Consider the following 25732-nt stretch of genomic DNA (forward strand, 5'->3'; position numbering starts at 1 on the left):
TTAAAATTTATTTGCCGCCGCCAAGTTGTCGATCTTGTCCGTAGTGCGGTGAATACGGGCCGTAAAGCAAGCATTTGTTGCAGTTCTGGCCCAGTAGTATCGCATCTGCGCTCGCAGAGAGCTTGTATCCCGCGTCAGAGACGGTATCGCCGATCTGCTTGATGACCGCGGAGATCAGCATGCCTACAAGATCGCTACTGCCTCTGCTTGAGTCGTCGCTTACCTGTGCCGAGCCCTCCCAGAGCGTCGCGCCGCTTCGCAGATCTACGAGCTTGGCATTGACCGCCACGACGCTTACGCTATTTAGCAGCATATACGAAGTGCCGTATTTGACGACGTCCATGTATAGCACGGCGTCTGCGCCGAAAATTTGTCTTAGCTTGTGCATAGAGATGTTTTGGATCTCGCTCGCTTCGTAAATTCCGTTATTTTTGAAGGTCTCATGCACGAGCGCAGGCGAAAATACGTAATAGCCCGCCTCGCTTAGCGGATAGATCGCGTTGGCAAGCACAGCAGCGCTTGCGTCCACTTCGGTTGTTTCGTTACTCGGCATCAGCACCAAAATCGATCGCGGCTTAGCCTGCTGAAGCGCCGAGTAATCGTAAATTTCAGGCTCGCTTAGAGCGCACGCGTTAAAAAACAGCGCCACGAATACGCTAAAAATCGCTATTTGAGCTTTATTGTTCATTTTTTAGCCTTTTTATTCGTTTTGCCGCCCTGTTTCGCGGCAGCTTTGCCTTGCTTTGCAGAGGCTGCTTTGACGGCTTCGCGTCCGCTTGATCCTTGGGCTTTATCAGCGCCGGGCTTGGCCGCAGCCTCAGCTTTTTTAAGCGCGGCGGGGTTTGTAACGAAGGTCAAAAACGGCTTTGATTCAGGGAAAGCCTGAGCTTCTTTTTCGAAATTCTCCCTCGCCCTTGCGCCGTTGCCCGCGCTTAGATACAAAAGCCCCAGATGCGAATAAAGCCCCGGCGGGACTTTGAGCCCCTTTTCGTATGCCTTTTGGATAGATTTTTCAAGCGCTTCGATCTGCTCGCCTACGTCGCCTTCCTGCTTTAGATACTGATAGGTCGAGTCCGTGTAGCTGCCGTCCCAGTAATAAATTTGATTCCGGCTCCCGCCGCCGCAGCCGCAAAAGATCACGGCCGCAGCAGCAAGAGCAAAAGCGCTGCTCGCTTTCAAATTTAATCCTTATCTTACTTTAAACGCGCCGTTTTCAAGGCCGTTTACGAGATTATTGACCGCTTCGATGATCGCCAGGCTTAGCACCTTGCCGTTTAGCGTCGAATCATAGCCCGCAGTGCCGCCGAAACCTAGCACTTCGCGATTTGACAGCTCGTACTCGCCCGCACCCTGGGTCGAAAAGACCACCTCGGACGTTCTGACGTCAACGATGTTTAAATTTACTTTAGAATACGCGGTTTGGGTCTTTCCCTTGCCTAAAATTCCAAACAGCTGATGATCTCCGGTCGTCTTGCGGCCAAACTCAGTCACGTCGCCGGTGATAACGTATCTGGCGCCTTTTAAGTTTTGTGCGCTTTTGGAGATTGCGCTTTCCTCTTTGATGGCGCGCATATTCGTGCGATCAAGCACCGAGAAACGTCCTGTTTGTTGTAAGCTTGAGATCAAAATTGTCTGCGCTTGGTTGCCCAGTCTGTCCTCCCCGTCGGAGAACACCCCGTTGTTGTAAGAGGATTGGTTGTTAAAGCGTCCTACCGATACGGCGATCCTCTCGCCAGAGTAATTGGTATTTAGACTCGCTACCGTAGGGGTTTGCACTACGCGAGAGCTTTCTTTCGCGCATCCGCTAAATAGCGCCAGCACCGAAGCCGCAATAACGGCAACCGATATTGTTTTTTTGAAATTCATTCTTTACTCCTTAAGAAAAATTTTCCGTATGATAGCAAGAAATTCTTAAAAAACGGATGCGATTTGTTTTAAATTTAATCAATTTTTTCCTTCACAAAACGGTAAAAGTACGTCGCGTTAAAACTTTGGAAATTTGATAAAGATCGCGCAAATGGCGGCGCCGTTTTAAAGCAAGTAAATTTTAAAAGAGGCTCGCCGATGCGAAGCCGCTTTTAAAAAGCCCATAAAAAAACCGCACGCAAGTTCGGCCGCAATTTAAATTTAAACTCATCCGGTTGCGCGGAAATTTAGGAAAGTTTAAACGATATGTTTTTAAAATTCGGCTCATATTTTGCAAGGCGAAGCGCGCGCATTCAAATCCTGCGAAATTTTAAAATTTAAGAGGGGGCAGTCCGGATCGATCTTAAAAACGATAGAAGTTCAAATTTGAAAGGATCTCATATGCCAAAAAGCTACTTTAAAAATTTATACGCGGATTTGCGCGCAGGCAGGTTGCTGCTGCATCCGATTTTGGTGACGGCGGCATTCTTGGCGGCGCGCCGGCTTTGCTACTTTATAATTTTTCATTTTATTTTCGATCGCTGGTATGGCTGGGATTTCGTAGGAGAAGGGATATTCGTATTTATGCTTGAGTTCACGTGCTGCGCCTATTTTATCACTACTTGCACGCATTTTTTGCTCGTGCGAAAGATCAAATACTCTTTTGCGCTTATATGGGCGGCGCTTGCGGTTTTGCTCGTCGCAGCGTGCTTTTTGGGATATTATCGCGTAGATATCGATCATCAAAAAGAAGGCGTGTTATACTCCTTTTTCCTCGCATCCCTAATCGCCGCGAGCATCTATCTTTTGTTTTTATCGGTCGTATGTAAGCGATTTTTGCCGATTATTTACGCGGCGGTATTTGTCGTGAGCTACGCATTGGCGGTTTATATCGTTTTTAAGGCGCAATCGTTCGGCGCTTTCTCATCCGCTTGGGCGCTGTCGATCGTTTGTCCTTTGCTATGGGCGTTTTATTTCAAATTTGAGTTCAAAAGAATTTTCGCCTCAGAGGATAAAAACACGCAAATAAACGCACCTGCAAGTGGCGAGGAGTGAAAATTTATCCGTAACAAAATACCACAAAATTTTACTGCACGCACAAACGAGTAAAGCGGCAAATTTCACTGCCCAGGAGTACATTTGACAATGTGGCGATTAATTTTCGCCTTACAATCACGCCCGTTTATTTTGTCTGCTTGAAAATAAATTTGTTATAATCCCGAAAATTTAAAAAATCACAAAAGGGGTCGTATGTTTAATATCCTACTCGTCGAAGACGATGAGGCTTTGAGCTCGGCGATAAGAGAAAAACTACTTGATGAGGGCTTTAGCGTGAGCTGCGCCTTCGACGGCAAGCAGGCGGCAGAGGCGCTGGATGAGGCGCATTTCGATCTGATCATCTCGGACGTGATGATGCCCAAGATGGACGGCTTTGAGCTTAGCAGATACGTTAGGCGCGACGGCAAGAGCCAGCCGATACTGATCATAACGGCAAAAAGTGAGATCGAGGATATGCAGACGGGCTTTAAAAGCGGCGCGGACGATTATATGAGCAAGCCGATAAATTTAAAAGAGCTCGTGCTGCGCGTGCATGCGCTGCTAAGACGCGCAAAGATCGCGAACGAAAAGCGGCTACTCATCGGCGGAAGCGAGCTTGACTACGATACGCTTAGCGTCCGCACCGAGGGCGAGCGGATAAGCCTGGCGCCGAAGGAATTTCGTCTTTTGTTTTTGCTGCTAAGCTACGCGGGCAGAATTTTTACGAGATTTGAGATAATGAGCGAAATTTGGGGCTACGAAACGGACAGCGACGAGCGCGTCGTCGATACGCACATCAAAAAGCTACGGGCGAAATTTGAAAATTCCAAGGACTTTGAGATAATCACCGTGCGCGGGCTCGGCTACAAAGCCGTAAAAAAGGAGCGAGCGTGAAAAAATACCTCATCAGCCTCAAAAGCTTCATCGCGTTTTACTCTTCGCTCGCATTCGGCGTGATAAATTTTATCGTTTGCTTTGCGGTTTGCATGCTTTTTTACATAGGCATCGGCGGCAAGATCGGCGGGTTTTGGGACGGAGTGGCGCTTTGCGCGATCATCTGCCTAATCACGATGGCGCTAAATTTTACCCTGCTTTACTTCGGACTTAAAATTTTATTCCGCCCGATCAAGCGGCTACTAGACGCGATCACCGCGATCGCAAACGGCGATTTTGAGGCGCGCGCCGAGCGCAAGATACACAGGTACCGCACCGATTATGTCTATATGCACGAGCTGGACGAGCTTGTGGTAAACGTCAATAAAATGGCGCAGAAGCTGCAAAAGCACGAGCAGCTACAAAAGGAGTTCGTCTCAAACGTCTCGCACGAGATGAAAACGCCGATCTCCTCGATCGCCGCGTTAAGCGAGATGATAGAGGGCGGCGTGAGCGAGGAGCGCGCGGTGCGATACGCAGCCTCCATCGGCGCGGAAGCAAACCGCCTAAACAAGCTCTGCAGCGACATGCTAAAGCTAACGAGACTTGATAGCGGCGCGGCGATCCGCCTAGATGAGACAGTACGTATCGACGAGCAGCTGCGGCAATGCATCATATCGCTAAGCCAAAGCTACGAAGGGCACGAGTTTGAGCTAGATTTATCGCCGCTTAGCGTGCGATCAAACGCGGGGCTGCTAAATCAAATTTGGCGAAATTTAATCGAAAACGCGCTTAAGTACTCGCGTCAGGGCGGTAAAATTTTCATCCGTTGCCGTGCTTGCGACGGCTTTGCGCAGGTGAGCATCAAAGACGAAGGTATCGGCATCGCGCGCGAGAAGCTGGATAAAATTTTTGACCGATTTTATCAGTGCGAGGAATCGCATAAGGAGCTAGGCAGCGGACTTGGGCTTAGCATCGTACGCACGGCGGCGGGTCTTTTAGGCGGACAGATCGAATACGAAAGCGAACCCGGCATCGGAACCGAGGCGCGCGTTAAAATTCCGCTTTAAATTTCAGATCAAGACGGCGCGGATAAGCTGCGTCTTGCAATTCATAGCTCGCCGTAAAATTTTGCCCCACAGGCGCAAGTCGCGCCGATGTAAGCTTTAACGATACGGGCCCTGACGGCGCAAGTCGCGCCGATGCAAGCTTTAACGGCGTAAAAAAGCGTGGGCGTGTCGCGCACCGCATTTATATAAAATTCTGCTTTAAATTTTATATCGATTTGCCGCGGACGCCTCGCGCGCCGCGACGAGGTCGGAATTCTGCTTTAAAATTTACCGCGCATTACGACTTTACCGCGCATTACGGCGGGCGGCAGGCTCGCTTAAATTTACCGCGCCTTAACACAAGTAGCTGAATTTTGCCTGAAATCTGCCGCCGCTCGCTCGCGCTTTGCAACGGACGGAGAAATTTTGTCCTAAATTTCAAAAGACACATTAAGAACACAATCACCTTATATAATCCCGCCCATAGATCGATCGGGCACGCCCCTAGCAGTCCGAGCCGAGCAAATAAACAAAATAAAAACAAAGGAGAAGCGATGAGTAAAGCCGTACTTCACTCGGTGCTAGCGATAGAAGCCATTTTATGGGGGCTTTTGTCGGCCGTGATTATAGGTGCGTAAATTTTACGCTTTGAGCTAGGCGATCTGCCGAAATAATTTATAAAATTTACGAAATTTGCGCCCCGCTTCGCATCTGCCGAAAAAGGGGCGCACCTGCGCTAACTATCTAAACTAAAATTTAATCGACTCACTGCGTACACGCAAGTCCCGCTGCTAGCCGTTTTTGCGCGCAACCTCGCCGCGGATAAAGCAGCTGCGCAACTAAAAATCGAATAAAATTTTAAATGCTATGAGCGGACAGACAAGCTAGTTGATGCCCTATTTCATCCGCGCCTTTTTGCAATATGTGCTCGCTCACAAAACAGCTTGCGATAGGAAAATGATTTTAAGATGCGCGACCCGCTCCAAGCGCGCAAATTTACGCCTTTGCCGCTAAGCGATTTTTAAAAGCTATCAAGCTAAAATTTATCCCGATTTGAGATCAAATTTAAACTCGACCCAGACGGCGAAAATTTCACAAAAGACGCCGCAAGCAATGATGAAATTTTAAATAGTGCAAGCAGCGATGAAATTTCAAAAAGCAAAGCGCGCACGGAGAGTTAAATTTACAAAATTTCGCTGCAAAGGGCTAAATTTATGAAATTTCGCTAGGGTTAAATTTTAAAATTTACCGCGCGGCGCTTTTATCCTTTTATATCCTCGATCACCGCTTCTACGAAACGGGCCGTATCAATTAGCCTAAAGCCCCATACTTTGGGATCCGCCGTGATTTTATTATAAAAATCTTCCAATTCTTTCGCGGGAGACAATTCGCCCAATTTAAACGGGGCAAATTTTACTTTACCGATCTTTTTTAGATGAGGTAGCAGCTCCTTTAAATCCTTATGATTAAACCAGCGGTCCGCTCCAAGGAAGCCGCCGTTTTTCGAGCTCGCGATCTTGCTTTTTAAAAAATCATCCATTCCGGGCGGCTCTTTTTGCAGCAATCTCGTGCAGGCTAGGTGGTACTCGAGCTTTCTAGGCGTTTGATCTACCGCCGAGACAAAGCAAACGCCATATCCCTGCTGCATCTGGATAGACAAAACGTCGCCCTCCTCAAAATACGGCGTTTTTTGCTTCGAAATTTTGGCTCGCTTAAGCGGTCTAGGGTTTTCGCTTTTTAGCTGAAGCGCTAATTTATCAAGCGCTTTTTGGCGGCTCTTTTGAGATTTTTCAAAGACCTTGTTCCACATCTGGCTTGCGCCGTCTTTTATGATAGCAAGGGCTTTTTTGCGGATTTCGTCATTTAAAAAGCCGATCTTCCAAAGCGAATACGCCAGAGCCGTCCAATAAATCTCGCTATAAAGCTCATCGGTGCAGAAATTTTCCGCCTGCTCTAAAACGTCCCGCAGTATCGTTTCAACATTTTCGCCGTCCTTGTAGCGCTCTGTGATAGTCAAATAGATATCGTATCCGTCGTCGCTGTCGATAATTTTCACCCCGTCTATCGCCATTTTTTCTACTTTATCTTGATCTCTTTTCTGCCTCTTTAGCTGGGCTAAATTTTATCAAAATTTGAGCGCTTGAAAGACAAATTGCCATTGAAATTTCGCTTTAACGGCGGTGAGCTTTGCTTATAAATACAGCGCCGCCCAGTTTATAAAATTTAACTAGCTCAAAATTTGAATAAATTTTTAAAATTTCACTCGCAAGAGCGGCTATCTACCAAATTCAGGCCTTCAGACATTCTTAAATTTTAAGCTTTTCTCTTGGAGGCGGAAGGGGTTCTACTTACGAAGCGTCGCCTTCCTTTGCTTCGTCACCGCCTCGCAACTGCAAGCAGACCCGTCAAATCCTCACAATCTCGTTAAACATTAGCAGCGATTACGCCGATCTATCGTTTTTGTTAAGGGGGAAGGGGCTTAAATTACGAGGTCGCTCCCTTCCCCCTTAACAATCCTCCATCCCCGACGACGTTAGAGGTGGCGATGCTTTGTTAACGCAAAGCATCGCTGAGTTAAATTTAATAAATTTGCTTTAGATTTGAATATAAAATTCTAAAGCGAAGCACCCAAGATAAGGCGCAGTATTTTTGCGTTTAGACGAGGCAGAAACGACGGAGGCGAGGGAGCGTATGTAAAAATACGTGACCGAAGCCGACCGAGTTCCCAACGAAGTATAAACCAAAAAGACAAGCCTTAAAATCGCAAAATTTAACCCGAAATTTCCTTCTGCCAGTTCTCACCCCACACGGCATACGCCACGCTCTCTTTCGCGTGCTCCTGTAGCCCCGAGATCGCGCGCAGAAACAAAGCCTTGTTCGCGGGCCCCTTCATTAGCGCCTTAAAGCTTTTGTAAATTTTATCCTCCTGATAGGAGAGCAACCCCGCAACGATCACTTCTAAACTACGCTCGCTCATGCCGTAGCGATCGATAAACGCCTCGATAAATTTTATATGCGCGCTTTGATGTTCGGCATCCACAGCCTCAAAGTAGCGCTGCGCGAGACCAAAGTATTTTTCGCTCTTCAGCGCGAGGCCGAAAACTGCGTAACTGCCGCTCATCAGGCACTTTTCGCCGTCCGTGTCGGCGTAGAACTCGAATTTGTGTCTTAGCGCCTCGTTCGCGTAAAGCTCAAGCTCCCCGTCCAGCTCGTGCGCGAGCGCGGCGGCGAAAAAGCGGTGCGTGGGCGTAGGCGCAAGGCCTTTGATCGGCAGATAAACTTTCTGCGCCTTGGAGGAGCTAAGCTTTACGGCGTAGCTCGCAGCAAAGCCCGTTTGCAGAAGCTTTATGATGAAATTTAGCGCCTTTTTATACGCGCTCGCCGTTTCATTTTTGATTTTTACGCGAACCTGCGCAAAAACGTCGTTCGCCGAGCATTCCGTGTCCGCGTCTTTAAATTTTACTAGCTCGCCCTTAAGCTCGCCCGTGCCGTGGTCCAGATAGCTTTGCGCCTGAGCCGAGCCGAAAATCTTCGCCGCGCACTCCAAATCCTTGCGCGCAAGATTCACATCCCAACTATAGCGCTTAAATTTGATATTCCAAAACGCCGCTCGCACGAAAAACGCAAGCTCGCCCGCGTCCACGTTTTGCCGCGTAAAATCCTTTTTAAGCTCGTAATCTTTACTCCAGCCGTCATCACTAATATCGTAAAATTTCGGCAGGAATTTCTCCTCTTTCCAACGCTGTAGATTATTCTCTAGCGCGATGATAAAATCCCCCAAAAGCCACCTGTTTTTGACGTCTTGCACCGCGGCGATAACCCGCTCAAGCAGCGCCGCAAGCGCCGCTTCGTCGTAATCCATAAGCGAAAGATCGAAAATGCGGTCTATAAACACGAAAATCTCACGGCCGTCTTTGATCTTTTTATCGCGGCGGATAATGAGCTCGTCTATATAATCATCTATTTTGCGCTTTAGCTCGGCTTTTCGCGCAGCGTTTTCAAAATAAAATTTATGCTCGCAGCTGCGCTGCGCCAAGCTCTCGCTCGCGCCTTCAAATTTGACCGCCAAATCCAGCTTATACGCAAAAAAGGCAGATTTGCTTCGGCTAAAAACTCTTCCTCCGCGCTCTTTGCGATGAGCGGGACGATGGCCTCAAACTCCTCGCGCTCCAGCTCGTCTATTTCGGGCGCATCGGCTCTAAAGCTGTCCGCGCCAAAGTCGTGAAGGTAGAGCCTGATGCGTGATCTGCGACACTCCACGCCTAAAAAATCAAAATATCCCTCCTGCACGCAGCAGCCCGAATACGGCGCCTCGCCCTTGTACTGTGAGTCTAGCTTGCTAGCGATCAGGCGCTTTAGCGAGTCCGAAATTTTGTCCGCTAGCGAAATTTGAGCTTCGTTCATTGACGATCCTTTTAAATTTGAGTTAAATTTTGCGGCAAGGTGCCGCGACTAAATTTAGATCTAAATTTTAGCTTCGATTCGGCAAGCGCGCCTAGCTCAAAGCCAAAAATTTCCTAACCGTAATACAAAGTATCGTAACGATAAGTGCGATCATCCAGCGCTTTTGAGCCTTTTTGCCGATCTTGTGTGAGGTTTTGACGCCCGCATAAACGCCCGCTAGCGAGCCGATGCCTAGCAACGCGCCGATCTTATAGTACACGAGCCCGTGCGCGGCAAGACTAATAAAGCCCGCGCTTGAGGAAAATATCACGAAAAATAGCCCCGTACTGACGGCCTTTTTGATGTCGTAGTTTAAAAAGCTGATCAAAATAGGCATCACGAATACCGCGCCGCCGATACCCACGCTGATCGCCACGGCGCCGACGAGCAGCCCCACGATAAAAAGTAAAATTTTTGATTCGTTGGGCTCGCCGGTGGGCTCGGTCGGGGTTTTGAAGAGTTTGATTAAATTTATGATCTGTACCAAAATGAGCGTGCCGAGTAGAAATTTTGAGGAGAAATAGCTTACGATAAAGCCGCTGCTAAGCGCGCCGCAAAAGCCTCCAAGCCCCAGCACCAGCGCGGGCGCGACGTCTAGCATTTTGCTTTTAAAATTTACGAACGAGCCGAAAATCGAGCTGAAGATCATCTGCATGATGCTGATGCCGATGGCGTACTTGATGTCGTAGCCGAAGAGCATCATCACGGGCACCACGATCGTGCCGCCGCCGATGCCGAAAAATCCGCTGATAAAGCCTACGCAGGCGCCGATTAAAATGTATTCAAAAAACATCCGTATTCCTTATTTCAGCCCATTTGGTCTCTCTGAATTCCGCTTTTTGCGGCTTGTCGTTAAAATTTACTGCTTGCAAGCGTTTAAATTTAGGCGCGAAATTTAGCAAATTTAAAGCTTATAGTCGTTTTGATTCGCACATCCATTCGCGGTAGCGCTCGCGCGAAATTTTTATATTTTCATATCGCAAGGTGTCCGCGTGAAAGCATTTTAGGCTCAGTTCATTACCCTCAAAGCCCGCAAAATCAGCCTGCTCGTAGATGTCGTAACCGCCCTGCATGCAGTCTAAAACGTCTACATATCTCTGCTCTTCGCTCATCGGCTCGGCAAAGCTTACCAAATGCACGCCGTTTGGAGCACCCCAGTAGCAGCCGCTCGCGGCCAGCGCGTCCCAACCCCGCAGATAGTGCACGCCGTCCCAAATGAAGCTCTCCTTGCCGTCTAGCCAGGCGTCCGGCACGAAGCGCATGATCTGCGCTGAGGCTAGATCAAGCACGCTGTAGCCGTATAGATCCTGGCGAAAAACGAGGTAAAATTTGCCGTCTGCGTGGCGGATCAGACTAAAAAATTCCGCCCGATCGTCTATACAGCGCCAGCTTATTATCTGCGGTGCGCCAAACAGCGTATATTCGCCGCCGCCAAAGCTTGCCGCGCTGGGCCCATATGCGTCCTTTACGATCTCATATCCGCCGCTTAAATTTATCGTTTGACGCCGGGTAAAATTTCGCTCCTCGAAAAGAGTTTCCGCCTGTTTGATGCGCGCTTGGTACTGCGCGGAATTTACGGCATTTGCCATCGTGCGCTCCTTAAAATTTTATGCGGGCGGGTTAAATTTTGCGCTGCCTCAAACGGCTCGCACTTCCTGAATTTAATGCGAACCGAATAAATTTAGCCTCGCTAGTCTGCGAAATTTGACCGCTAGGCGGCGGAGCTCAAACATTCGGCGGCATCCTACAACTACTAAGTGCAATCCGTGAGCGCTATGTACCCGCGCCTAAATTTTACTTCGCCTTGCGAATTTTTTAAAATTTACCCGCAGTTTCGGCATCCTGCGGATATCTTGCAATACCGCACCGTCTTTAATGCTCACTCACGAGAGCCTGAAATTTTACGAGCGTTTAAAATTTCGAGGTATTTAAATTCCACGATATTTAAAATTTCGCGACGTTTTAAAATTCCACGAAAATCCGAAATTCCGCGAGTATTTGAAATTTCGCAACCTTTAAATTCCACTAGCGCCTTAAATTTATCCAAGTGCAGGCAGACAAACCGCCCGGACGAGCAGACCGCTTAAATTTGCTCGTCCCGCGCGGTACCGCTAGCTATTACTCAAATTTACTCTCCTCCGCAGCGCCGCTAGCGTATAAATTTAAAATTTTACTCGCCCGAGGCTGCGAATATTACTCGGATTTATCCCCCTCCTTGGCGCCCGAAATTTTATCCAGCACCTTTTTGCCGACCTCGCTTTGATTTAGCGCTTCGAGCATCGCGGCTAGCTGCGTGCCGCCCTTAGCGCTTAAAATTTCGCCGAATTTACTCATCCCCTCGCCCACGCTGCCTTCGTTTGCGATGATCTTAAGATCCGCCGCGCTTAGCGCCTTGGCCTGCTCCAGGCCGATGTCGCGGTTCGCTTCGATCTGTTTGATCGAAATGAGATAGGTCTGGTATCCCTGATTTTCGCCGATCTCGCGCGCCAGCTCGATCTGTGCGTTTACGGGCGCGAGCTCTTTTAGCCTAAGCGCCTCGGCCTCGGCAGAGCCTATCTTTAGCGTACCCTGCGCCTCTTTGTCCTTCATCTCCAAAAGCGCCGCGGCGGCGAGAAACTGCTTCTCTTTATCGCCCTGCGCTACTAAAATTTGATTTTCCTTGATCGCTTCGGCGTCGCGGATTTTGGCGTTTTTGCGCGCTTCGGCGTCGATCTCGATCTTGCGCTGCTCCTGCTCGGCCTTTACGATCTCCACTTGCTTTTTGATCTCGGCCTGCTTGACGTCGTTTACCCGCACGACCTCCATCGCCTTTTCCTGTGTGATCTTTTGCTGATCCTTGATGAGCTGCTCGGCCTGCTCCTTTGAGATCGCGACCTCTCGCTCGTTTTCGACGGTTTTAAGACCCACCATCTTATTGGCTTCCTGCTGGCGCACTTCGGTTGCCTGCGCGGCTTCGATCTCGGCGATCTGGGCAAGCTTGGTGTTGTTTGCGACCTCTACGCGGCTTTCCTTTTCGATCTGGGATTTTTTCTTCTCCATGATGTTTAAAATGACCTTGCTACCGCTGCTATCTCGGATATCCATCAGCTCGATGTTTTTAACGGGCTCGATACCCCAGTTTTCAAGCTGCGTCTTTACCGCCTTGGTAAAATCATCTCCGAGCTCGGAGCGGATCTGCAAGATGTCCTCAAGCACGCGGCTTGAGAGGATCGAACGGATCGAGCCTTGGATGATATTGGTAAGCTGGTTATTCAAATCTTGAAAATTATTGACGCGTTGTGCGGCTAAATTTGAATCCATAATCCTAAAAAACGCTGTGATATCGACGACGAAAGGAAGCCTGCCTAGATCATACGCCTCGTAATCCTCGATCTTGATACTAAAAACAGAGACGGGCAAAACGATCTTCGTAACGCCCAGCACCGGCACCCAGCTTGGGAATTCATAATAGCTGTTACCGTTGCCGGTATCTTTGCCGTAGCTCGTCGTCTTGCGCGCGCTTTGGACGATATGCACTTCGTTCGTCTCCACAATACGCCTGAAAAACAGCGGCACGATGATAAAAAGCACCACTAAAATCCCAGCGGCGGCGCCTATTAAATATAAAATTTCACCCATTTTATCTCCTTTAAAAATGCTAAATTTAAAATGGATTATATAAAAATTTACTTTGAAAAATAATAAATAATCGCGGCGGCGGCAGTTAAAATTTACGCAATTTTAATGAGGTTTTTTGTAATATCGCAGCGTATATTTCAATACCTTTTAGGAGAAAAAATGAAAAAATTTTTACTACTGCTTTTAGCGGGTGCGCTTTTTGCGAGCGCGGCAGAGCTTAGAACTATAAAGGATATGGATGGAGCTGAGGTCAAAATCCCCGCAAAAGTTGAGCGTATCGCGGCACTCTGGCACTCGAACAATCAAATTTTACTGGCCCTAGGAGGAGCGGACAAGATCGTCGCTACCACCGATAACATCAGCAAAAACGCATGGTTTCTTAAAATTTATCCGCGCCTAGCGCAGATCCCAGTACTGCTAAAAAATAACGACGTAAATTTGGAGGAGCTAATGAGCCGCAACCCCGACGTAGTCATCGTCCCAACCGCACTGGCGGGCGAAAATTTAGCTAAGCAGGGCTTTACCGTTTTAAAGGCGAGCTTTAGCGATTACGAGCAGATGAGGCGCAGCATCAGGATGTGCGGCGATATGCTAGGCGGCGACGCGCCGCAAAGAGCGAAGGATCTGATCGCAAATCTCGATAAAAATATCGCTTTGGTTAGCGGCCGCACCGCAAATTTAAGTCCCGACAAGCGTCCGCGCGTCCTTCACATCGTAGGCGGAAGCGATCTTTTAAAGATCGACGGCAAGGGCACGCTGATCGACTCATGGATAGAGCTAGCCGGCGGAACGAATGCGATCACCGCTACCAAAGGCCCGATGAAAACCATCACCGCCGAGGAGATCATTGCTAGCAACCCGCAGATCATAATCGTGGGCGGCGATCACAACGAAGATGCGGTAGAGAAGATCAAATCCAGCCCGGTTTACAGTGGCACGGATGCGGTCAAAAACGGGCGCGTTTACGGCAATCCGCGCGGGGTTTTCAACTGGGATCGATACGGCGCGGATACGGTGCTTCAAATTTTATGGGCAGCCAAAACCATCCAGCCGGAGCTTTTTGCGGACATCGACGTAAAGGCCGAAACTAAGGCGTTTTATAAAAAATTTATGAATTACGAGCTAAGCGACGAGGAATTTGGCTATATTTTAAAAGGACTTAACCCGGAGGGTAAATAAGACGCGGAACCGAAGCAACGACGTCGGCGCCGCACCTAGCAGGGAGCATCCGTGCCGAACGCTCATCGTTTAGTAGGCGGCGGATACATCGGCACAGAATGTTTCATCGTGCGACGCACATCGGTGCTGAGCAGACCGTCCGCTCTATCTCGACACCGGATAGACAAATCGTCTAGTCATACGGGCGTCGTCGTATCGTCAAAACAAGCGCCGCTATCTCGCATTTTTGGCGCGTTGAAATGCGGATGCCGTCTGCATAAAGCGTAGATTCCATCGGTGCCCGGCGCGTCGATACCTAAATGACGGCATCGTTGCCGAATTGTCCCAACTGAAGCGACATCCCTAGCACGCGACGTGCCGAGCAAACATAGCCACAGCATGTCAAACGGGCGGTGCGAGGCGAAGTAAAATTTAAACCCGCGGCGGGTGAAAAAGGACAAAGCAACGACAAGCAAACAAGGGCAAAACAAAGCTGCAAGATAAAATTTAAAGCCAAAGGGGCGGTCATGGAAATTTCATTTTTTACGACGCTTAAGCCTGCTCTAGCGGGTGCTTGGATACCCTCATTTGCGATGGTGCTGATACAGTTCGCGTATATGTTTATCTACAAGGAGGTCGGCAAACGCGCCACCGATACCTCGTGGTACACGCTCGCGGACAAGCGAAATGCGATCATAAGCTCGCTGCTGCAAGTAGCGCTGCTTATTTTGTCGGTATTCGTGCCGCTTAAGACGGGCAGCGCGTCGTTTTGGATCGGAGCGGTAATCTATGTAGCGGCTTTTGCGGGCTTCATCAAGGCGTTCTACGACTATGCGGCGGCCCCTGCGGACAAAGCCGCACAAGGCGGCATCTACCACCTATCGCGCAATCCGATGTATTTCTTTTATTTCCTCGGCATGGCGGGCGTTTGCGTCGCCTCGGCGTCGCTGTGGCTACTCATAGTGATAGTGCCCTTTGCCGTATACAACCATCTTGTGGTCCTGGGCGAGGAGCGCTACTGCGAGCAAGCCTACGGGCAGGAGTATCTAAAGTATAAGAGCAAAACGCCGAGATATTTTTTGTTTTTCTAAGGGGAGGGTAAAACCTAGGGCATGCCGCAGTTCTAGACGTTTTATAAAATTTTGGCACTAAGGAGAGAGTATGTTCGTAAGGAAAAATTTGGCGCTCGTCGCCGCTTTGTTTCTAGCGTTTTGTCTAAACGCCGCCGCGGGCGAGCCGAGAACGGCTAAAGATATGCGCGGAAACGTCGTCGAGCTACCGGAGAAAGTAAGCAAAGTAGCCTCGCTTTGCAACGCGAACAACCAAATCATCCTCGTAGGCGGCGCGGAGTTTGGATACATACTGCACGGCCTGGGTCCGGACGGCAAATGACGCACGCTCCCGCTTGCGGCGAAAAATAATAGCTTCGGCTGAAGTCTGGGTGCATTTAGAGCCGTCTGCACATTTAGCGGAAAAGCGTTTCTTAAAAATTTTAAGGGCCGAGCGAATGAAATTTTACCGGGCTCGCGACGGCTCCTTTAAAATTTCAAACGAAATTTTAAAGCAAAATTTTATTGGCGGCGCAAGGGCGCGCATATTGGCGATGAAGACACGAAATGTAAAATTTAGCGATGCGCCGAGTAGGCACGACGAAACGACAAACGCATCGCTAGTAAGAAATACGCAAGAGGCGATGTTTTAGACGAAGCGATTTGCAAGGGACGGCGGCGAGCGCGCTTATATTCGCGGGCTTCTATCCATAGCGGCGAGCAGTTCGCAGAGATATACGCAAGCAACGCGCCGCTTTCGATAGCGACGAGCAGTTCGCGCCTGCATACACAAACAAGACATCGTTTTTCTGTAGCGGCGACGGCTTGCACTCATCTCAGTAGCGCGCGGTCCGCTCTTTTTACATGCATCCGATTCTCGTCGCTTGCTTTTTCTGAGGCCATCGCCCATAGCCCACTCTCTATTTTTTACGAGGCAGCGTTTAATTTGCACCGAAATCCGCAGAGCCGAACTGATCGTCCAAAGCACCGTCCTCCTCGCCCGAAAGCACGCTCATCGCGCTGATACGCGAGATCAGCAGGCGATCCTCGGCGATGTCCGCGCGATCCGAGCCGATAGTAAGCGACGTAATCGCCGTGCGTCCGATGACTGCGCGCCCGCCGTCCATCGTGCGAAGCCCCCAGATATCGTGCAACACCGCAGGCTTGCCGTCCACCCGCCCTACGTAGAGCATCACGTGGCCGGGCATATACAGCAGGGTTTTATACGCTACGCCGTTTTTGCCGATAAAGCTAAGCTTTTCATCCGCGCTCATCCCTGCCAGCGAAAAACGCTCGCCGTGGCCCGATTGCGCCTTAGAATTTCGCGGCAGCCACAGCCCGAAATTTGCCAAAAAGTCTTTCGTCATAAGCGAGCAATCGCGAAGAAATTTATACCCGCCCCAGCCGTATTTTTGCCCGAGCAGGCTAGCGGCTACGATCTTTGAGTTTTGCTCATCAAGCGGCGCAGGCCAAAGCCTCGCATCCTCCGCGCTAACGAAATACCTCTTGCCGCCGAACTGCGTTAAAATTTCGCCGCTAAATACACTCCGCACGCCGAGCGTGCCGCCGAGATCGCGCTCGCCGCTAAAATCATACGGCAAAATCGTGCCGGTGCGCGCTCTAAAAAGCTCCGCGCCGCTTTCATCATAAATGGCGGCGCCGTCGCGCAGGATCGTTATAAATTTAGAATTTGCGTAGATATCCGCCTGCTGAGGGCTGATGCGTTTTATCGCGTCGCTTCTTATCCAGCTCCACACGCCGTCGTTACGCACGAACGCCCACGCGCCGTCTCTGCTGTAATGCGACAGCAGCATCGGATAGCCCACACCCACGGCGGAATTTGCGGCGTAATCAAACGGCTCGCCCTCCCCCGGCTCGCTCGGATCGCCGAAAATCGGCAGATCGCTTGGGATATTTCGCAGCAGTGCGTTTTTTACCGTTATAGCGGGCGCGGATATCAGCCCAAATGCCTCTTCATTGGCGTTTGCGCGAATGCTCTGATAGACCGCGTCGTTATATATCCTGCCTGCGGCGTCAAAGTGGCGCCCCTTGGCGTAATTAAGCCCCCAAAACGTATCGATTTCGGCTTTAATCGGCGCATCGTCAAACCAAATTTTAAAATAGCGACTCTTAAACGCGCTTCCGCTTATGTTTTGCACCGACGCAGGAGCGGGCAGCCGCTCGCTGTTTTGAGCGTATTCGAGATCTAAAACCGCGGGATTTTCCGGGATAAACTTGCGCGGGCCGACGGTTTCGCCGCAACCTGCGAGAACCAAAGCTGCGAAGATAAGAGATACTAGTCGTTTCAAACAAAATGCCTTTTAAAAAATTTTGGCTATAATTTTGCCAAAAAATAGGAAAAAACTTGATAAATTTCATAATCCAAAAGCTAAAAGATCGCAATATTTTCATCACGGGCGGCGCAGGCGTAGGCAAAAGCTACGTAATAAAAGAGCTCATCAAGGATTACCGCGCTCGTGGCAAGCTCGTCATCGTTCTGGGTAGCACCGGCATCAGCGCCGTAGAAATCGGCGGCGTGACCGCGCATAGCTTCTTCCGCTTCGGCATTTGCAAAAACCACGAGGAGCTAAAGGGCTTCGATCGCAAACAAAGCGGCAAGCTAAGCGAGCTGCGAAAAATTTTAGCCCTCGCGGATCTTATCGTGATCGATGAAATTTCGATGATCGGCGCCGAGCTTTTCGAGATGATCTATCTTAGAATTTCAAATTCTAAATTTAACGGACGGCTGCTCGTTACGGGCGATTTTTATCAACTTCCGCCGGTGCGCAAAGAGGGCGAGAGCGCGCCGCGCGCGAGCCTATTTAGCGACTCGGATTACGCCTTCGGCTCCTACGCGTGGAGGCAGTGCGAGTTTTTTTACGTCGAGATGATAGGCTCCAAGCGCACCGCGGATGCGGCGCTATACCGCCTGCTTTGCGAGCTACGGCTCGGCACCCCAAGCGAGCAGACGGCGGAGCTGATGCGATCTTTGCTCATCGATGCCGCGCAAGCTGAGCCGAACGCCACGATAATCTCGGGACGAAACGCCGAAGTAGATGCGATAAATAACGCCAGACTAGCTAAGCTTAATGCGCCGCAGAGCAGCTTTGAAGGCGTTTATGAGGCGCTGCAAAGCGGAGTGAGCGAGCAGAAAATTCAAAAATGGATCGCCTCGCTAAACGCACCGCAAAGTCTGACGCTAAAAGAGGGCGCGAAGGTGCTGTTTACCGCAAATAAAAGCGGCGAGTTTTTTAACGGCGAGCAAGGCGTCGTCGAAAAGATCGAAAAAAGCTCCGGCGACGAGATCGAAAGCGTGGTCGTAAAAAAGCCTTCGGGCATACTAAGCCGCGTGGGGCTGCAAACATACGAACTAAGCGAAATTGCCGCAAGCGGCACAGATGCCGAGCAGGTCGTGCTGGCGCGGTATTATCAGTTCCCGCTCAAGCTCGCATATGCCATCACGATCCACAAATCCCAAGGCATGAGCATCTCGCAGCTCATCTGCGACATCGACAGGATCTTTGCCAAGGGGCAGCTCTACGTGGCGCTTTCGCGAGCGACGAGCCTTGCGGGGCTCGGGGTGATATATACGCGCGCAGAGCCCTTGCTGCGGTATTTGCAGCGCAACGCAAGCGCGGACGAAGCCGTGGTGAAATTTTATCAAGAGAACGAATTTTATAAAATTTCGGATCAAAAAATTTAAGGAAACGCATGCAACTAGACAGGGCGATAGCGCTAAGTAGAGCCAAACAAAAAAAGTGTATTTGCAAGGTAGTGATGATCTATGCCAAGATAGTATTTTTGTATCTGTTCCCATTTATTATGATGTTTGCGATCGATGCGGTATTTAAAACAGACGATGATACGGATTACAAGATGATCGAAGTTTATCTTATCTACGCGGTGCTTTTGATTATTTATGTTGCTTGCATTTACGACGGCATTGCAGACGCCGCTTATGAATATAAACTATTTTACAAAAAAGTTTTGGTGCGCACGGCGATCTCGCAGGCGTATCCGCAGCTTACTTATTCGCCAGGACGTGGCATAAGCGCGAAGGAATTCAGGAGAGCAGGAATCTTTGCAAATTCCGATTTTATCAGCGAAGATGAGATAAAAGGCGAATGGGATGGGGTAAAATTTAGCTTCAGCGAGGCAATTAGAATCAAAAAGAACTACGATCTGGGCATAGACAATACCTATGTGAAGCTAGCTTCGCTTGCGATGAGCCTATATGATGCGTATATGGATTTTAGCGGTAGCGTGCTGATATGCGAATTCGGCAAGAGATTTTACGCCAAAACCATCTTAGCGAGCCGCGAGCTAAATACAAAAATTTTAGGCGAGAAGGAGCTAATGGACAACGTCGTTTTTAATAGCGAATTTCGCGTCTTTACCGGTGATAAAGTCGAAGCTCGCTATCTATTGACGCCTACGTTGATGGAGCGACTAAATGAGCTGAAGCGATACTACCATAAATTTAGTATAAGCGCGGCGTTTATGGATAATAAATTTTACCTATTTCTAAACGGCGCGCCGAACCGCTTCGAAACAGAGCTATTTAGCGTACCTCCAACTACCGGAACGGCGTATGCTCACCAATACGAACTGGCTGAAATTTTAGAATTAGTAAGCGAGCTGGGCCGCATAACCGGTGAGCTGGAAAGCAAAATTTAATCAGCCCGCGTAGTTTAAATTTAACGGGCTAAATTTGACCGCTCTATTGCAGTCCCGCTTCGGCCCTTAGCCGCGCGGCGTACATCTCGCGCAGGCGCGGTACGTATTTGCCGACCGCACCGCCTCCGATCGCTCTGCCGTCAGCTTTTACGATCGGCAGCACCATCAGCGTCGCCGCGCTGATAAAGGCTTCATCGGCTTCGTAAACCTCGCTCATTCCAAACGCCCGCTGCTGCACGCTAAGCCCCGCCTGCTCGGCAAGACCCAAGATCACCTTGCGGCGAATGCCGGGCAGTATGTCGTTTGAAAGCGGACGCGTGATGAGGACGTCATCTTTGATGATAAATGCGCTGGAGCTCGAACACTCGGTAACGAGCCCGTCCTCGATCAAAAAGCACTCATAAGCGCCCGCCTTGTGGGCCTCATGCTTTAAGATGCACTGAGCTAAAAGCGAGATCGATTTTATATCGCGCCTATGCCAGCGGATCTCGGGCAGGCTTACGATCTCGATCCCCTCTTTTGCGAGCGGATTATCAAAAATTTGCGTATGATAGACGAAAGCAAAGACGCTAGGCTCTATACCGCGGACGTAATCAAAATCCCGCATCGCCGCGCCTCTTGTGATCTGAGTGTAGAAAGCGCCCTCTTTTACGCCGCCCTGCGCGATGAGCTCATATAAAATTTCCTCATATTTTTCGCGAGAATACGGAATCTTTAGCTCGATCTGCGCGGCGCTGCGCTCAAAGCGCTCCCAAAAATCCGCTCTGTCGCAAATTTTAGAATTTACCACGGGAGCTACTTCATAGATGCCGTCTCCAAGCACGAAACCGCGATCAAAAGGGCTTATTGCGGCTTCTTTGGCCTTACAAAGCTTGCCGTTAATATAGACTATCTCATCGCCGCTCATTCCGCTGATTTCAAACATAATCGCTCCTTGAAATTTCGCGCTATTTTATCTTATAACAATTTAATTTAAGATATAATGCCGCAAAAATCGAAGGAACCCCGATGGATAGGTCAAATTTTAAAGGCAAGCTTTTAGATATTATGTTTCATGTATCGCATAAACCCGTGCTTTTCCGCGATCTGCTCGAAGCCAATGCCGAATTTAACGACGGAATGCTCGTCGATCCTTCGAAGCTAAATTTTAAATTTAACTACGGCAAATCCTACGTTATCTTCGCTTGCTTCGCATTCGTCTGCGTTATGTTTCTGATAACGCTGACGCACGCGATGTTTGAAAAGATCGACTTTCACTTCTCCATTTTATTTACGATCATAGCGACGTCGGCGGTTTTTATCGGCTTTGATTGCTTCAAAGCGTGGGCTAGAAAAAAGCTAACCCACGAGCTCATCAAACGCGCTTGGGCGAACCATTTCCTCTACTTTCCTTACGAAAAATACAGCCGCATAGTCGAAAATATCTACAACGAAGCGCTCAAAAATGACGTGCCTAGACGCGAGCTAGAACAATACGTGCTAAGCAAAATCGTAGAAGTTGGCGAAAAATAGTTTTAAAATACCGCAAAATTCTATAACACAAAACAGCATTTCAACCCAAGCAAATTTTATACTTTCCTGCGCCACATTTCGCTACGGCTAAATTTCACTTCATAAAATTTATCTATCGCTTCTTAAATTATAAATCTCGTTCGCTTACTACCGATTTAGCAATCCGTATTATGTAATTGAAGTTATGTTTAACTATTTTAGGGTAAAATCACGCAATATCTAAGGGATAATATTAAATTTAAGAAAAGGATAGTTTATGAAGCTACTTTTTTGCATTATTTTTGCACTTTGCAGCAGTGTTTTTGCGGGCAGTTTGGAGCAGATCAGATCTGCCGGAGTCGTTAAAATCGGTGTTCGTGATGGTAGGCCACCTTTTAGTGATGAAAAAAGTGGTAATTTCGAAGGCTTTGAAATCAACCTTGCAGATGCTATAGCTAAGAGCATATTCGGTGATAAGCGCGGTAGAGTCGAGTTCGTCCCTTTAAATGCCAGCGATAGGATCTCTGCATTACAAAATGATAAGGTAGATCTTGCAGTCGCGACCATCACGATAACGCAAGATAGAAAAAGGCAAATCGACTTTTCGTATCCATATTTTTCGATGAGTTTGGGAGTTTTGACACGTAAAAGCGACGGCATCAAAAGTATAGACGATCTTTCAAACAAAAAGGTCCTAGTAGAGGGTAGCGGGACTACGGCAGAAAATTTTTAGTATAAAAATAAAATCCACAATCTAATCCATTGCTCCATTACTACCGAATGCTACGATATGCTTAAGCAAGGCAAAGCCGATGCTTACGTTAACGATAATCTCATTGTACTAGCTTATTCCATTATCGATGATAACTTAGAAGTAGCAATCCAAAATCTAGGCAATCCGGAATTCTTAGGCATTGGGGTGCGCAAAGGTAATACCGAATTGCTTGATCTGATAAATAAAGAGCTTGTTACACTTAGCAAGCAGGGCTTTTTCGAACGTTCTTATGATGAAACTTTCAAGCCATTTTATCAAGGCGCTGCAGATAAAAAATATTTCTTACTAGATGGGCTCTATGCTATATTTTAGGACGGAATTTAGCAGTGTTTTATCTAACGCCTTCGACTAAAATGCCATTTATTATAAGCGGATAATATGCGAAATCCCATTTTAAGGACATAAAATGAAACTACTTTTTATAGCAGCTCTATTTTGTGCGGCGCTTTTTGCCGATAGCCTAGATCAAATCAGACAAAACGGCGTCATTCGCATCGGAGTGCGCGACGCCCATCCACCGCTTTGCGAGTCTAATGGCGGCAAATTTGAAGGATTTGAAATCGATCTTGCAAACGCTATTGCTAAAGAAATTTTCGGCAAAAAAGAGGGCAAAATCGAGTTCATCCCACTAAGCGTAAATGACAGAATTCCATTTTTAGAGGCAAATAAGCTTGATTTGGTGATCGGTCTATTTAGCATCACAAACGAACGAAAAAGAAAGATCGATTTCTCCCTCCCCTACCTCTCCGTAAATTTGGGCGTATTAACGCGCAAAGCCGACGCTTTTACCGATATCGCACAGCTTCATGATAAAAAGATCGTATTCGAAGGCGATGCGACAGTAGCCGAGAAATTTTTCAAAACCAAGGGATTTAAAAATTTAGGCCATTGCGCTTCGGCTAAGGAATGCTACGAAATGATTCGAAATGGCGATGCGGACGGCTATATAAACGACAATCTCATCGTGCTTGCATATTCCGTCATCGATGATACTTTGGAAGTGCCGTTTAAAAACCTAGGCCCTAGCGATTTCATCGGCATCGGCGTGCAGAAAGACAACAAAGAACTACTTGATTTCGTCAATGCAGAGCTCATCAAGCTGAGCAAAGAGGGCTTTTTCAAAAAGGCCTACGAGCAGAGCTTTGATCCATTCTATCGCGGTACAGCGGATAAGAAATATTTTCTGCTAGATGGAATTTACAATATGCTCTAAGAGCTTGCTTTAAATTTTGAGTCCGGCTTTTAGAATTTTAGTAAATAAAACTTTCTGCTTAGTTTGAAAGCGGAAGAGAGATTAAATTTAAGGATTTGCCATGAAATTGCTTCTTGCAATGTTGCTACCATTTATCGTTGCTTTCGCCGATAGTTTGGAACAGATCAGATCAAAAGGCGTCGTTCGCATCGGCGTTTACGACGGACAGCCTCCTTTTAGTGAGCTAAACGATGGAACTTTCGAGGGCTTTGAAGTTACGATGGCGCAGGCCATAGCAAATGATCTTTTCGGCGAAAAAGGCGGCAGAATCGAACTTGTGCCGATGAAGGTCGAGGATAGAATTCCAGCATTAGTAAACAACCGCGTAGATATCGTCATCGCTACGATTACCATTACGCCTGAACGCGCGCAGCAGATCGATTTTTCAACACCGTATTTTTCGGTAAATCTTGGAGTTTTAACCCGCAAAGCCGATAGAATAAAATCCTTAGCCGATCTGAAAGAGAAAAGAATTTTGCTCGAAAGCGGCGGTACAGGCGAGGCATTTTTTAAACAAGAAGGCTTTGGAAATTTTACATTTTGTAAGATCGCCAGGGAGTGCTACCGCATGCTAAAAGACGGCGACGTGGACGCCTACGCGACCGATAATCTCATCGCAATGGCATATCCGGTAGTCGATAGCGAGGTAGAAGTACCGCTTAAAACTCTAGGCAAGCCCGATTTTATGGGTATTGGAGTGCAGAAGGGCAATAAAGAGCTACTAGACTTCGTCAATGCAGAGCTTATAAAGCTAAGCAAAGAGGGCTTTTTTGAAAAGGCATACGAGGGGACTTTTAACCCATTTTATCACGGCGCTGCGGATAAAAGGTATTTCTTGCTAGATGGAATTTACAGCTTCTTGTAGGATTTGCGGCTTATTTTAAAATTTATCACGCAAGATTTATCACGCAAGATTTATCACGTAAATTTTATCTCCTGCTTGCTATGCTTTAGCTCTTGCAGCGGGGATCACATAAAATTTATCGCGCAATCTTGCTCGTTTAAATTTTTCAAAAAAGCTTTTTCGCGGGCGAAACGGCATTTATATAAAATTTCGCTCGTTTAAAATTTATCCTGCATAAATTCTACGTAGGTTTTGCAGCGCGCAGACTTTTGTTTCGTCCTTTTAAAATTTTCCCTGCATAAATTTTACCGTAGCTTGGAATTGCTAAAATAAATTTAGCTCAGATTTTTATTATTTCAAATTTTACTAAAAATCCTCTTGCTAGGATTTTTTACCACTTGTAATCCGCTCAAAATGCCCCCCCACTAAAAAAAGGTTAAATTTTTCAGCCAGGAATTTATTCTGCACAAAGAGTGAATTTTTATTACTTAAAATTAAAAATGTAGCCCCCTCTTTTAAAAACCGATCAGTGATTTTCATATTGCAAACTGATCTATTTTTATGTATAATCGCAAACTTTATGAATTTCAAAGGATCAATATATGAAAAAATCCATCTGCTCCTCTATGCTTAGCCTCGCAGCGGTGCTCGCACTAGCGCCCGCACAAGCGCTTTGTAACGCAGATTCTAATCCGCCGCTTATCCATACCCATAATAACCTCTATTCAGCGGGATTTAGCGGCAATACTAGCGGCAGCGGAAGTACCAGCCCAAACGGCAATATTACGACGATTACGGGCGTTGCAAGCGGCGGGACGGATTATTCCGGCAGCGTGGTTTATGGCGGAGGAAGCGGCGATGGGATCGCTGGCTTTACTGAGTTAAACTCTGCCTCCAACAATAGACTTACGATTAGAGGCGCAAACGCTTACGTGGGTATCGCAATAGGTGCCGAGGCCAAGGGCGTATCAGATAATTATGTGAGCTTAGAAAACGGTTCTAAAGTAAATTTGGTCGTGGGCGGGCAAGGTATAGCGGCGTCAAAAACGGGTAACGAAGGCGAAGCGACGCGAAATCAGGTTTTTGTAAAATACGGCGCCGAAATTACGGGAAATGCCGATAACTTCGGCGGTAGCTCAAATAGACATTACAATATCATCGGCGGCAGAAGCGGAGCGGATAAAAAAGCCTCCTCTAATGCCGTAACGATCGACGGAGGCACTATCGGTAACAGCTCCGTTACAAACGTAATCGTAGGCGGCATAGTAAGCGGTAGCGGTGATGCCGTATCGAATAGAATAACTATCAAAAGCGGCATGTTTAGAGGGAGCTTCGATATATTCGGCGCGCAATCCTCCACAGGGCAAAGTAACTCTAATAGCGTCAATATAACGGCGCCTTATTACGGCGGCACAAGCACTATTACTTTAAGCGGTAGTGGTAGAATTTGGGGCGCAGCGGGCGGAAGCGGAAACTCTAGCGCAAACTCCGTATCCATAAGCGCAAAGCTAAAAGCGCAAAATTACCAAGTAATCGGCGGCCAAGCAAATAGCGCTAGCG

At 48.0% G+C, this 25732-nt stretch carries 25 protein-coding genes and 1 pseudogene; 14 read left to right on the forward strand and 12 right to left on the reverse strand.

Annotated elements, in window-relative coordinates:
* Window positions 1-7: 7 nt before the first annotated feature.
* Genes Q0174_RS01545 through Q0174_RS01555 form a run of 3 tightly spaced genes read right to left on the reverse strand, consistent with a single transcriptional unit; the run spans window position 8 to window position 1866 of the window.
* A complete protein-coding gene (locus tag Q0174_RS01545) occupies window positions 8-688 on the reverse strand; it encodes a DUF799 domain-containing protein (RefSeq protein ID WP_298041215.1) in 681 nt (226 codons plus the stop codon).
* Window positions 685-1179, reverse strand: coding sequence for a DUF4810 domain-containing protein (locus Q0174_RS01550; RefSeq protein WP_298041217.1), 495 nt, complete (start codon window positions 1177-1179; stop codon window positions 685-687). Before Q0174_RS01550 ends, Q0174_RS01545 begins: the two co-directional genes overlap by 4 nt.
* Window positions 1180-1188: 9 nt before the next feature.
* Window positions 1189-1866 (reverse strand): CsgG/HfaB family protein, encoded by a 678-nt coding sequence (locus Q0174_RS01555; RefSeq protein WP_005870708.1) that lies wholly within the window; start codon window positions 1864-1866, stop codon window positions 1189-1191.
* A gap of 441 nt (window positions 1867-2307) precedes the next feature.
* Here Q0174_RS01555 and Q0174_RS01560 point away from each other — a divergent pair, with 441 nt between their 5' ends.
* The 3 genes from Q0174_RS01560 to Q0174_RS01570 all read left to right on the forward strand — a co-directional run bounded on the left by Q0174_RS01560 (window position 2308) and on the right by Q0174_RS01570 (window position 4886).
* Window positions 2308-2961 carry a hypothetical protein gene (locus Q0174_RS01560; protein WP_298041219.1) on the forward strand — a complete coding sequence of 218 codons (654 nt, stop codon included), beginning with the start codon at window positions 2308-2310 and terminating at the stop codon, window positions 2959-2961.
* A 195-nt stretch (window positions 2962-3156) separates the two neighbouring features.
* Window positions 3157-3837, forward strand: coding sequence for a response regulator transcription factor (locus Q0174_RS01565; protein WP_298041221.1), 681 nt, complete (start codon window positions 3157-3159; stop codon window positions 3835-3837).
* On the forward strand, window positions 3834-4886 hold the full coding sequence (locus Q0174_RS01570) for a HAMP domain-containing sensor histidine kinase (RefSeq protein ID WP_298041223.1): 1053 nt from the start codon (window positions 3834-3836) through the stop codon (window positions 4884-4886). Before Q0174_RS01565 ends, Q0174_RS01570 begins: the two co-directional genes overlap by 4 nt.
* 1240 nt (window positions 4887-6126) lie before the next feature.
* On the opposite strand, the gene Q0174_RS01575 is transcribed toward Q0174_RS01570, so the two are convergent.
* The 7 genes from Q0174_RS01575 to Q0174_RS01605 all read right to left on the reverse strand — a co-directional run bounded on the left by Q0174_RS01575 (window position 6127) and on the right by Q0174_RS01605 (window position 12926).
* Window positions 6127-6936 carry a hypothetical protein gene (locus tag Q0174_RS01575; RefSeq protein WP_298041225.1) on the reverse strand — a complete coding sequence of 270 codons (810 nt, stop codon included), beginning with the start codon at window positions 6934-6936 and terminating at the stop codon, window positions 6127-6129.
* A 699-nt stretch (window positions 6937-7635) separates the two neighbouring features.
* A complete protein-coding gene (locus tag Q0174_RS01580; protein ID WP_298041227.1) occupies window positions 7636-8934 on the reverse strand; it encodes a DUF6138 family protein in 1299 nt (432 codons plus the stop codon).
* Window positions 8838-9269: a hypothetical protein gene (locus Q0174_RS01585; protein ID WP_297943057.1), complete on the reverse strand. Its 432-nt coding sequence runs from the start codon at window positions 9267-9269 to the stop codon at window positions 8838-8840. Before Q0174_RS01585 ends, Q0174_RS01580 begins: the two co-directional genes overlap by 97 nt.
* Window positions 9270-9360: 91 nt before the next feature.
* Window positions 9361-10101, reverse strand: coding sequence for a sulfite exporter TauE/SafE family protein (locus Q0174_RS01590; protein ID WP_298041229.1), 741 nt, complete (start codon window positions 10099-10101; stop codon window positions 9361-9363).
* Window positions 10102-10219: 118 nt separating this feature from the next.
* Entirely contained in the window at window positions 10220-10897 is a 678-nt protein-coding gene (locus tag Q0174_RS01595; RefSeq protein ID WP_298041231.1) for a hypothetical protein, read from the reverse strand.
* A gap of 290 nt (window positions 10898-11187) precedes the next feature.
* On the reverse strand, window positions 11188-11334 hold the full coding sequence (locus tag Q0174_RS01600; protein ID WP_298041233.1) for a hypothetical protein: 147 nt from the start codon (window positions 11332-11334) through the stop codon (window positions 11188-11190).
* A gap of 167 nt (window positions 11335-11501) precedes the next feature.
* Window positions 11502-12926: an SPFH domain-containing protein gene (locus Q0174_RS01605; RefSeq protein ID WP_298041235.1), complete on the reverse strand. Its 1425-nt coding sequence runs from the start codon at window positions 12924-12926 to the stop codon at window positions 11502-11504.
* 159 nt (window positions 12927-13085) lie between these two features.
* On the opposite strand from Q0174_RS01605, the gene Q0174_RS01610 reads away from it, so the two are divergent.
* The 4 genes from Q0174_RS01610 (at window position 13086) to Q0174_RS01625 (ending at window position 15786) form a co-directional block, all read left to right on the forward strand.
* Complete coding sequence (locus Q0174_RS01610; protein ID WP_298041237.1) at window positions 13086-14105, forward strand: ABC transporter substrate-binding protein; 1020 nt, start codon at window positions 13086-13088, stop codon at window positions 14103-14105.
* 392 nt (window positions 14106-14497) lie between these two features.
* The gene (locus tag Q0174_RS01615; RefSeq protein ID WP_298041239.1) at window positions 14498-15175 is read left to right on the forward strand and encodes an isoprenylcysteine carboxylmethyltransferase family protein; all 678 of its coding nucleotides are present in this window, start codon (window positions 14498-14500) and stop codon (window positions 15173-15175) included.
* A 70-nt stretch (window positions 15176-15245) separates the two neighbouring features.
* Complete coding sequence (locus tag Q0174_RS01620) at window positions 15246-15476, forward strand: hypothetical protein (RefSeq protein ID WP_298041241.1); 231 nt, start codon at window positions 15246-15248, stop codon at window positions 15474-15476.
* Window positions 15477-15591: 115 nt separating this feature from the next.
* Complete coding sequence (locus Q0174_RS01625; RefSeq protein WP_298041242.1) at window positions 15592-15786, forward strand: hypothetical protein; 195 nt, start codon at window positions 15592-15594, stop codon at window positions 15784-15786.
* 288 nt (window positions 15787-16074) lie between these two features.
* On the opposite strand, the gene Q0174_RS01630 is transcribed toward Q0174_RS01625, so the two are convergent.
* Window positions 16075-17442 (reverse strand): SH3 domain-containing C40 family peptidase, encoded by a 1368-nt coding sequence (locus tag Q0174_RS01630; protein WP_298041244.1) that lies wholly within the window; start codon window positions 17440-17442, stop codon window positions 16075-16077.
* 56 nt (window positions 17443-17498) lie between these two features.
* Here Q0174_RS01630 and Q0174_RS01635 point away from each other — a divergent pair, with 56 nt between their 5' ends.
* Both Q0174_RS01635 and Q0174_RS01640 read left to right on the forward strand, forming a co-directional pair.
* Window positions 17499-18836 (forward strand): AAA family ATPase, encoded by a 1338-nt coding sequence (locus Q0174_RS01635; protein ID WP_298041247.1) that lies wholly within the window; start codon window positions 17499-17501, stop codon window positions 18834-18836.
* Window positions 18837-18844: 8 nt separating this feature from the next.
* Window positions 18845-19810 carry a DUF3137 domain-containing protein gene (locus Q0174_RS01640; protein ID WP_298041249.1) on the forward strand — a complete coding sequence of 322 codons (966 nt, stop codon included), beginning with the start codon at window positions 18845-18847 and terminating at the stop codon, window positions 19808-19810.
* Window positions 19811-19853: 43 nt separating this feature from the next.
* Here Q0174_RS01640 and Q0174_RS01645 read toward each other — a convergent pair whose 3' ends face one another.
* Window positions 19854-20735: an aminotransferase class IV gene (locus Q0174_RS01645; RefSeq protein ID WP_298041252.1), complete on the reverse strand. Its 882-nt coding sequence runs from the start codon at window positions 20733-20735 to the stop codon at window positions 19854-19856.
* 83 nt (window positions 20736-20818) lie between these two features.
* On the opposite strand from Q0174_RS01645, the gene Q0174_RS01650 reads away from it, so the two are divergent.
* The 5 genes and pseudogenes from Q0174_RS01650 to Q0174_RS01670 form a co-directional block, all read left to right on the forward strand.
* Window positions 20819-21322 carry a hypothetical protein gene (locus Q0174_RS01650; protein ID WP_298041254.1) on the forward strand — a complete coding sequence of 168 codons (504 nt, stop codon included), beginning with the start codon at window positions 20819-20821 and terminating at the stop codon, window positions 21320-21322.
* Between the two features lie 256 nt (window positions 21323-21578).
* Window positions 21579-22388 (forward strand): annotated as a pseudogene (locus tag Q0174_RS01655) (transporter substrate-binding domain-containing protein).
* Between the two features lie 94 nt (window positions 22389-22482).
* Window positions 22483-23289 carry a transporter substrate-binding domain-containing protein gene (locus Q0174_RS01660; RefSeq protein ID WP_297904974.1) on the forward strand — a complete coding sequence of 269 codons (807 nt, stop codon included), beginning with the start codon at window positions 22483-22485 and terminating at the stop codon, window positions 23287-23289.
* Window positions 23290-23389: 100 nt separating this feature from the next.
* On the forward strand, window positions 23390-24193 hold the full coding sequence (locus Q0174_RS01665) for a transporter substrate-binding domain-containing protein (RefSeq protein WP_291936842.1): 804 nt from the start codon (window positions 23390-23392) through the stop codon (window positions 24191-24193).
* 581 nt (window positions 24194-24774) lie between these two features.
* On the forward strand, window positions 24775-25732 hold a 958-nt coding region (locus Q0174_RS01670; RefSeq protein ID WP_298041256.1), incomplete at its 3' end, for a hypothetical protein.

Origin of the sequence: uncultured Campylobacter sp. (genome assembly GCF_937996225.1) — a bacterium.
Classification (GTDB): domain Bacteria; phylum Campylobacterota; class Campylobacteria; order Campylobacterales; family Campylobacteraceae; genus Campylobacter_B.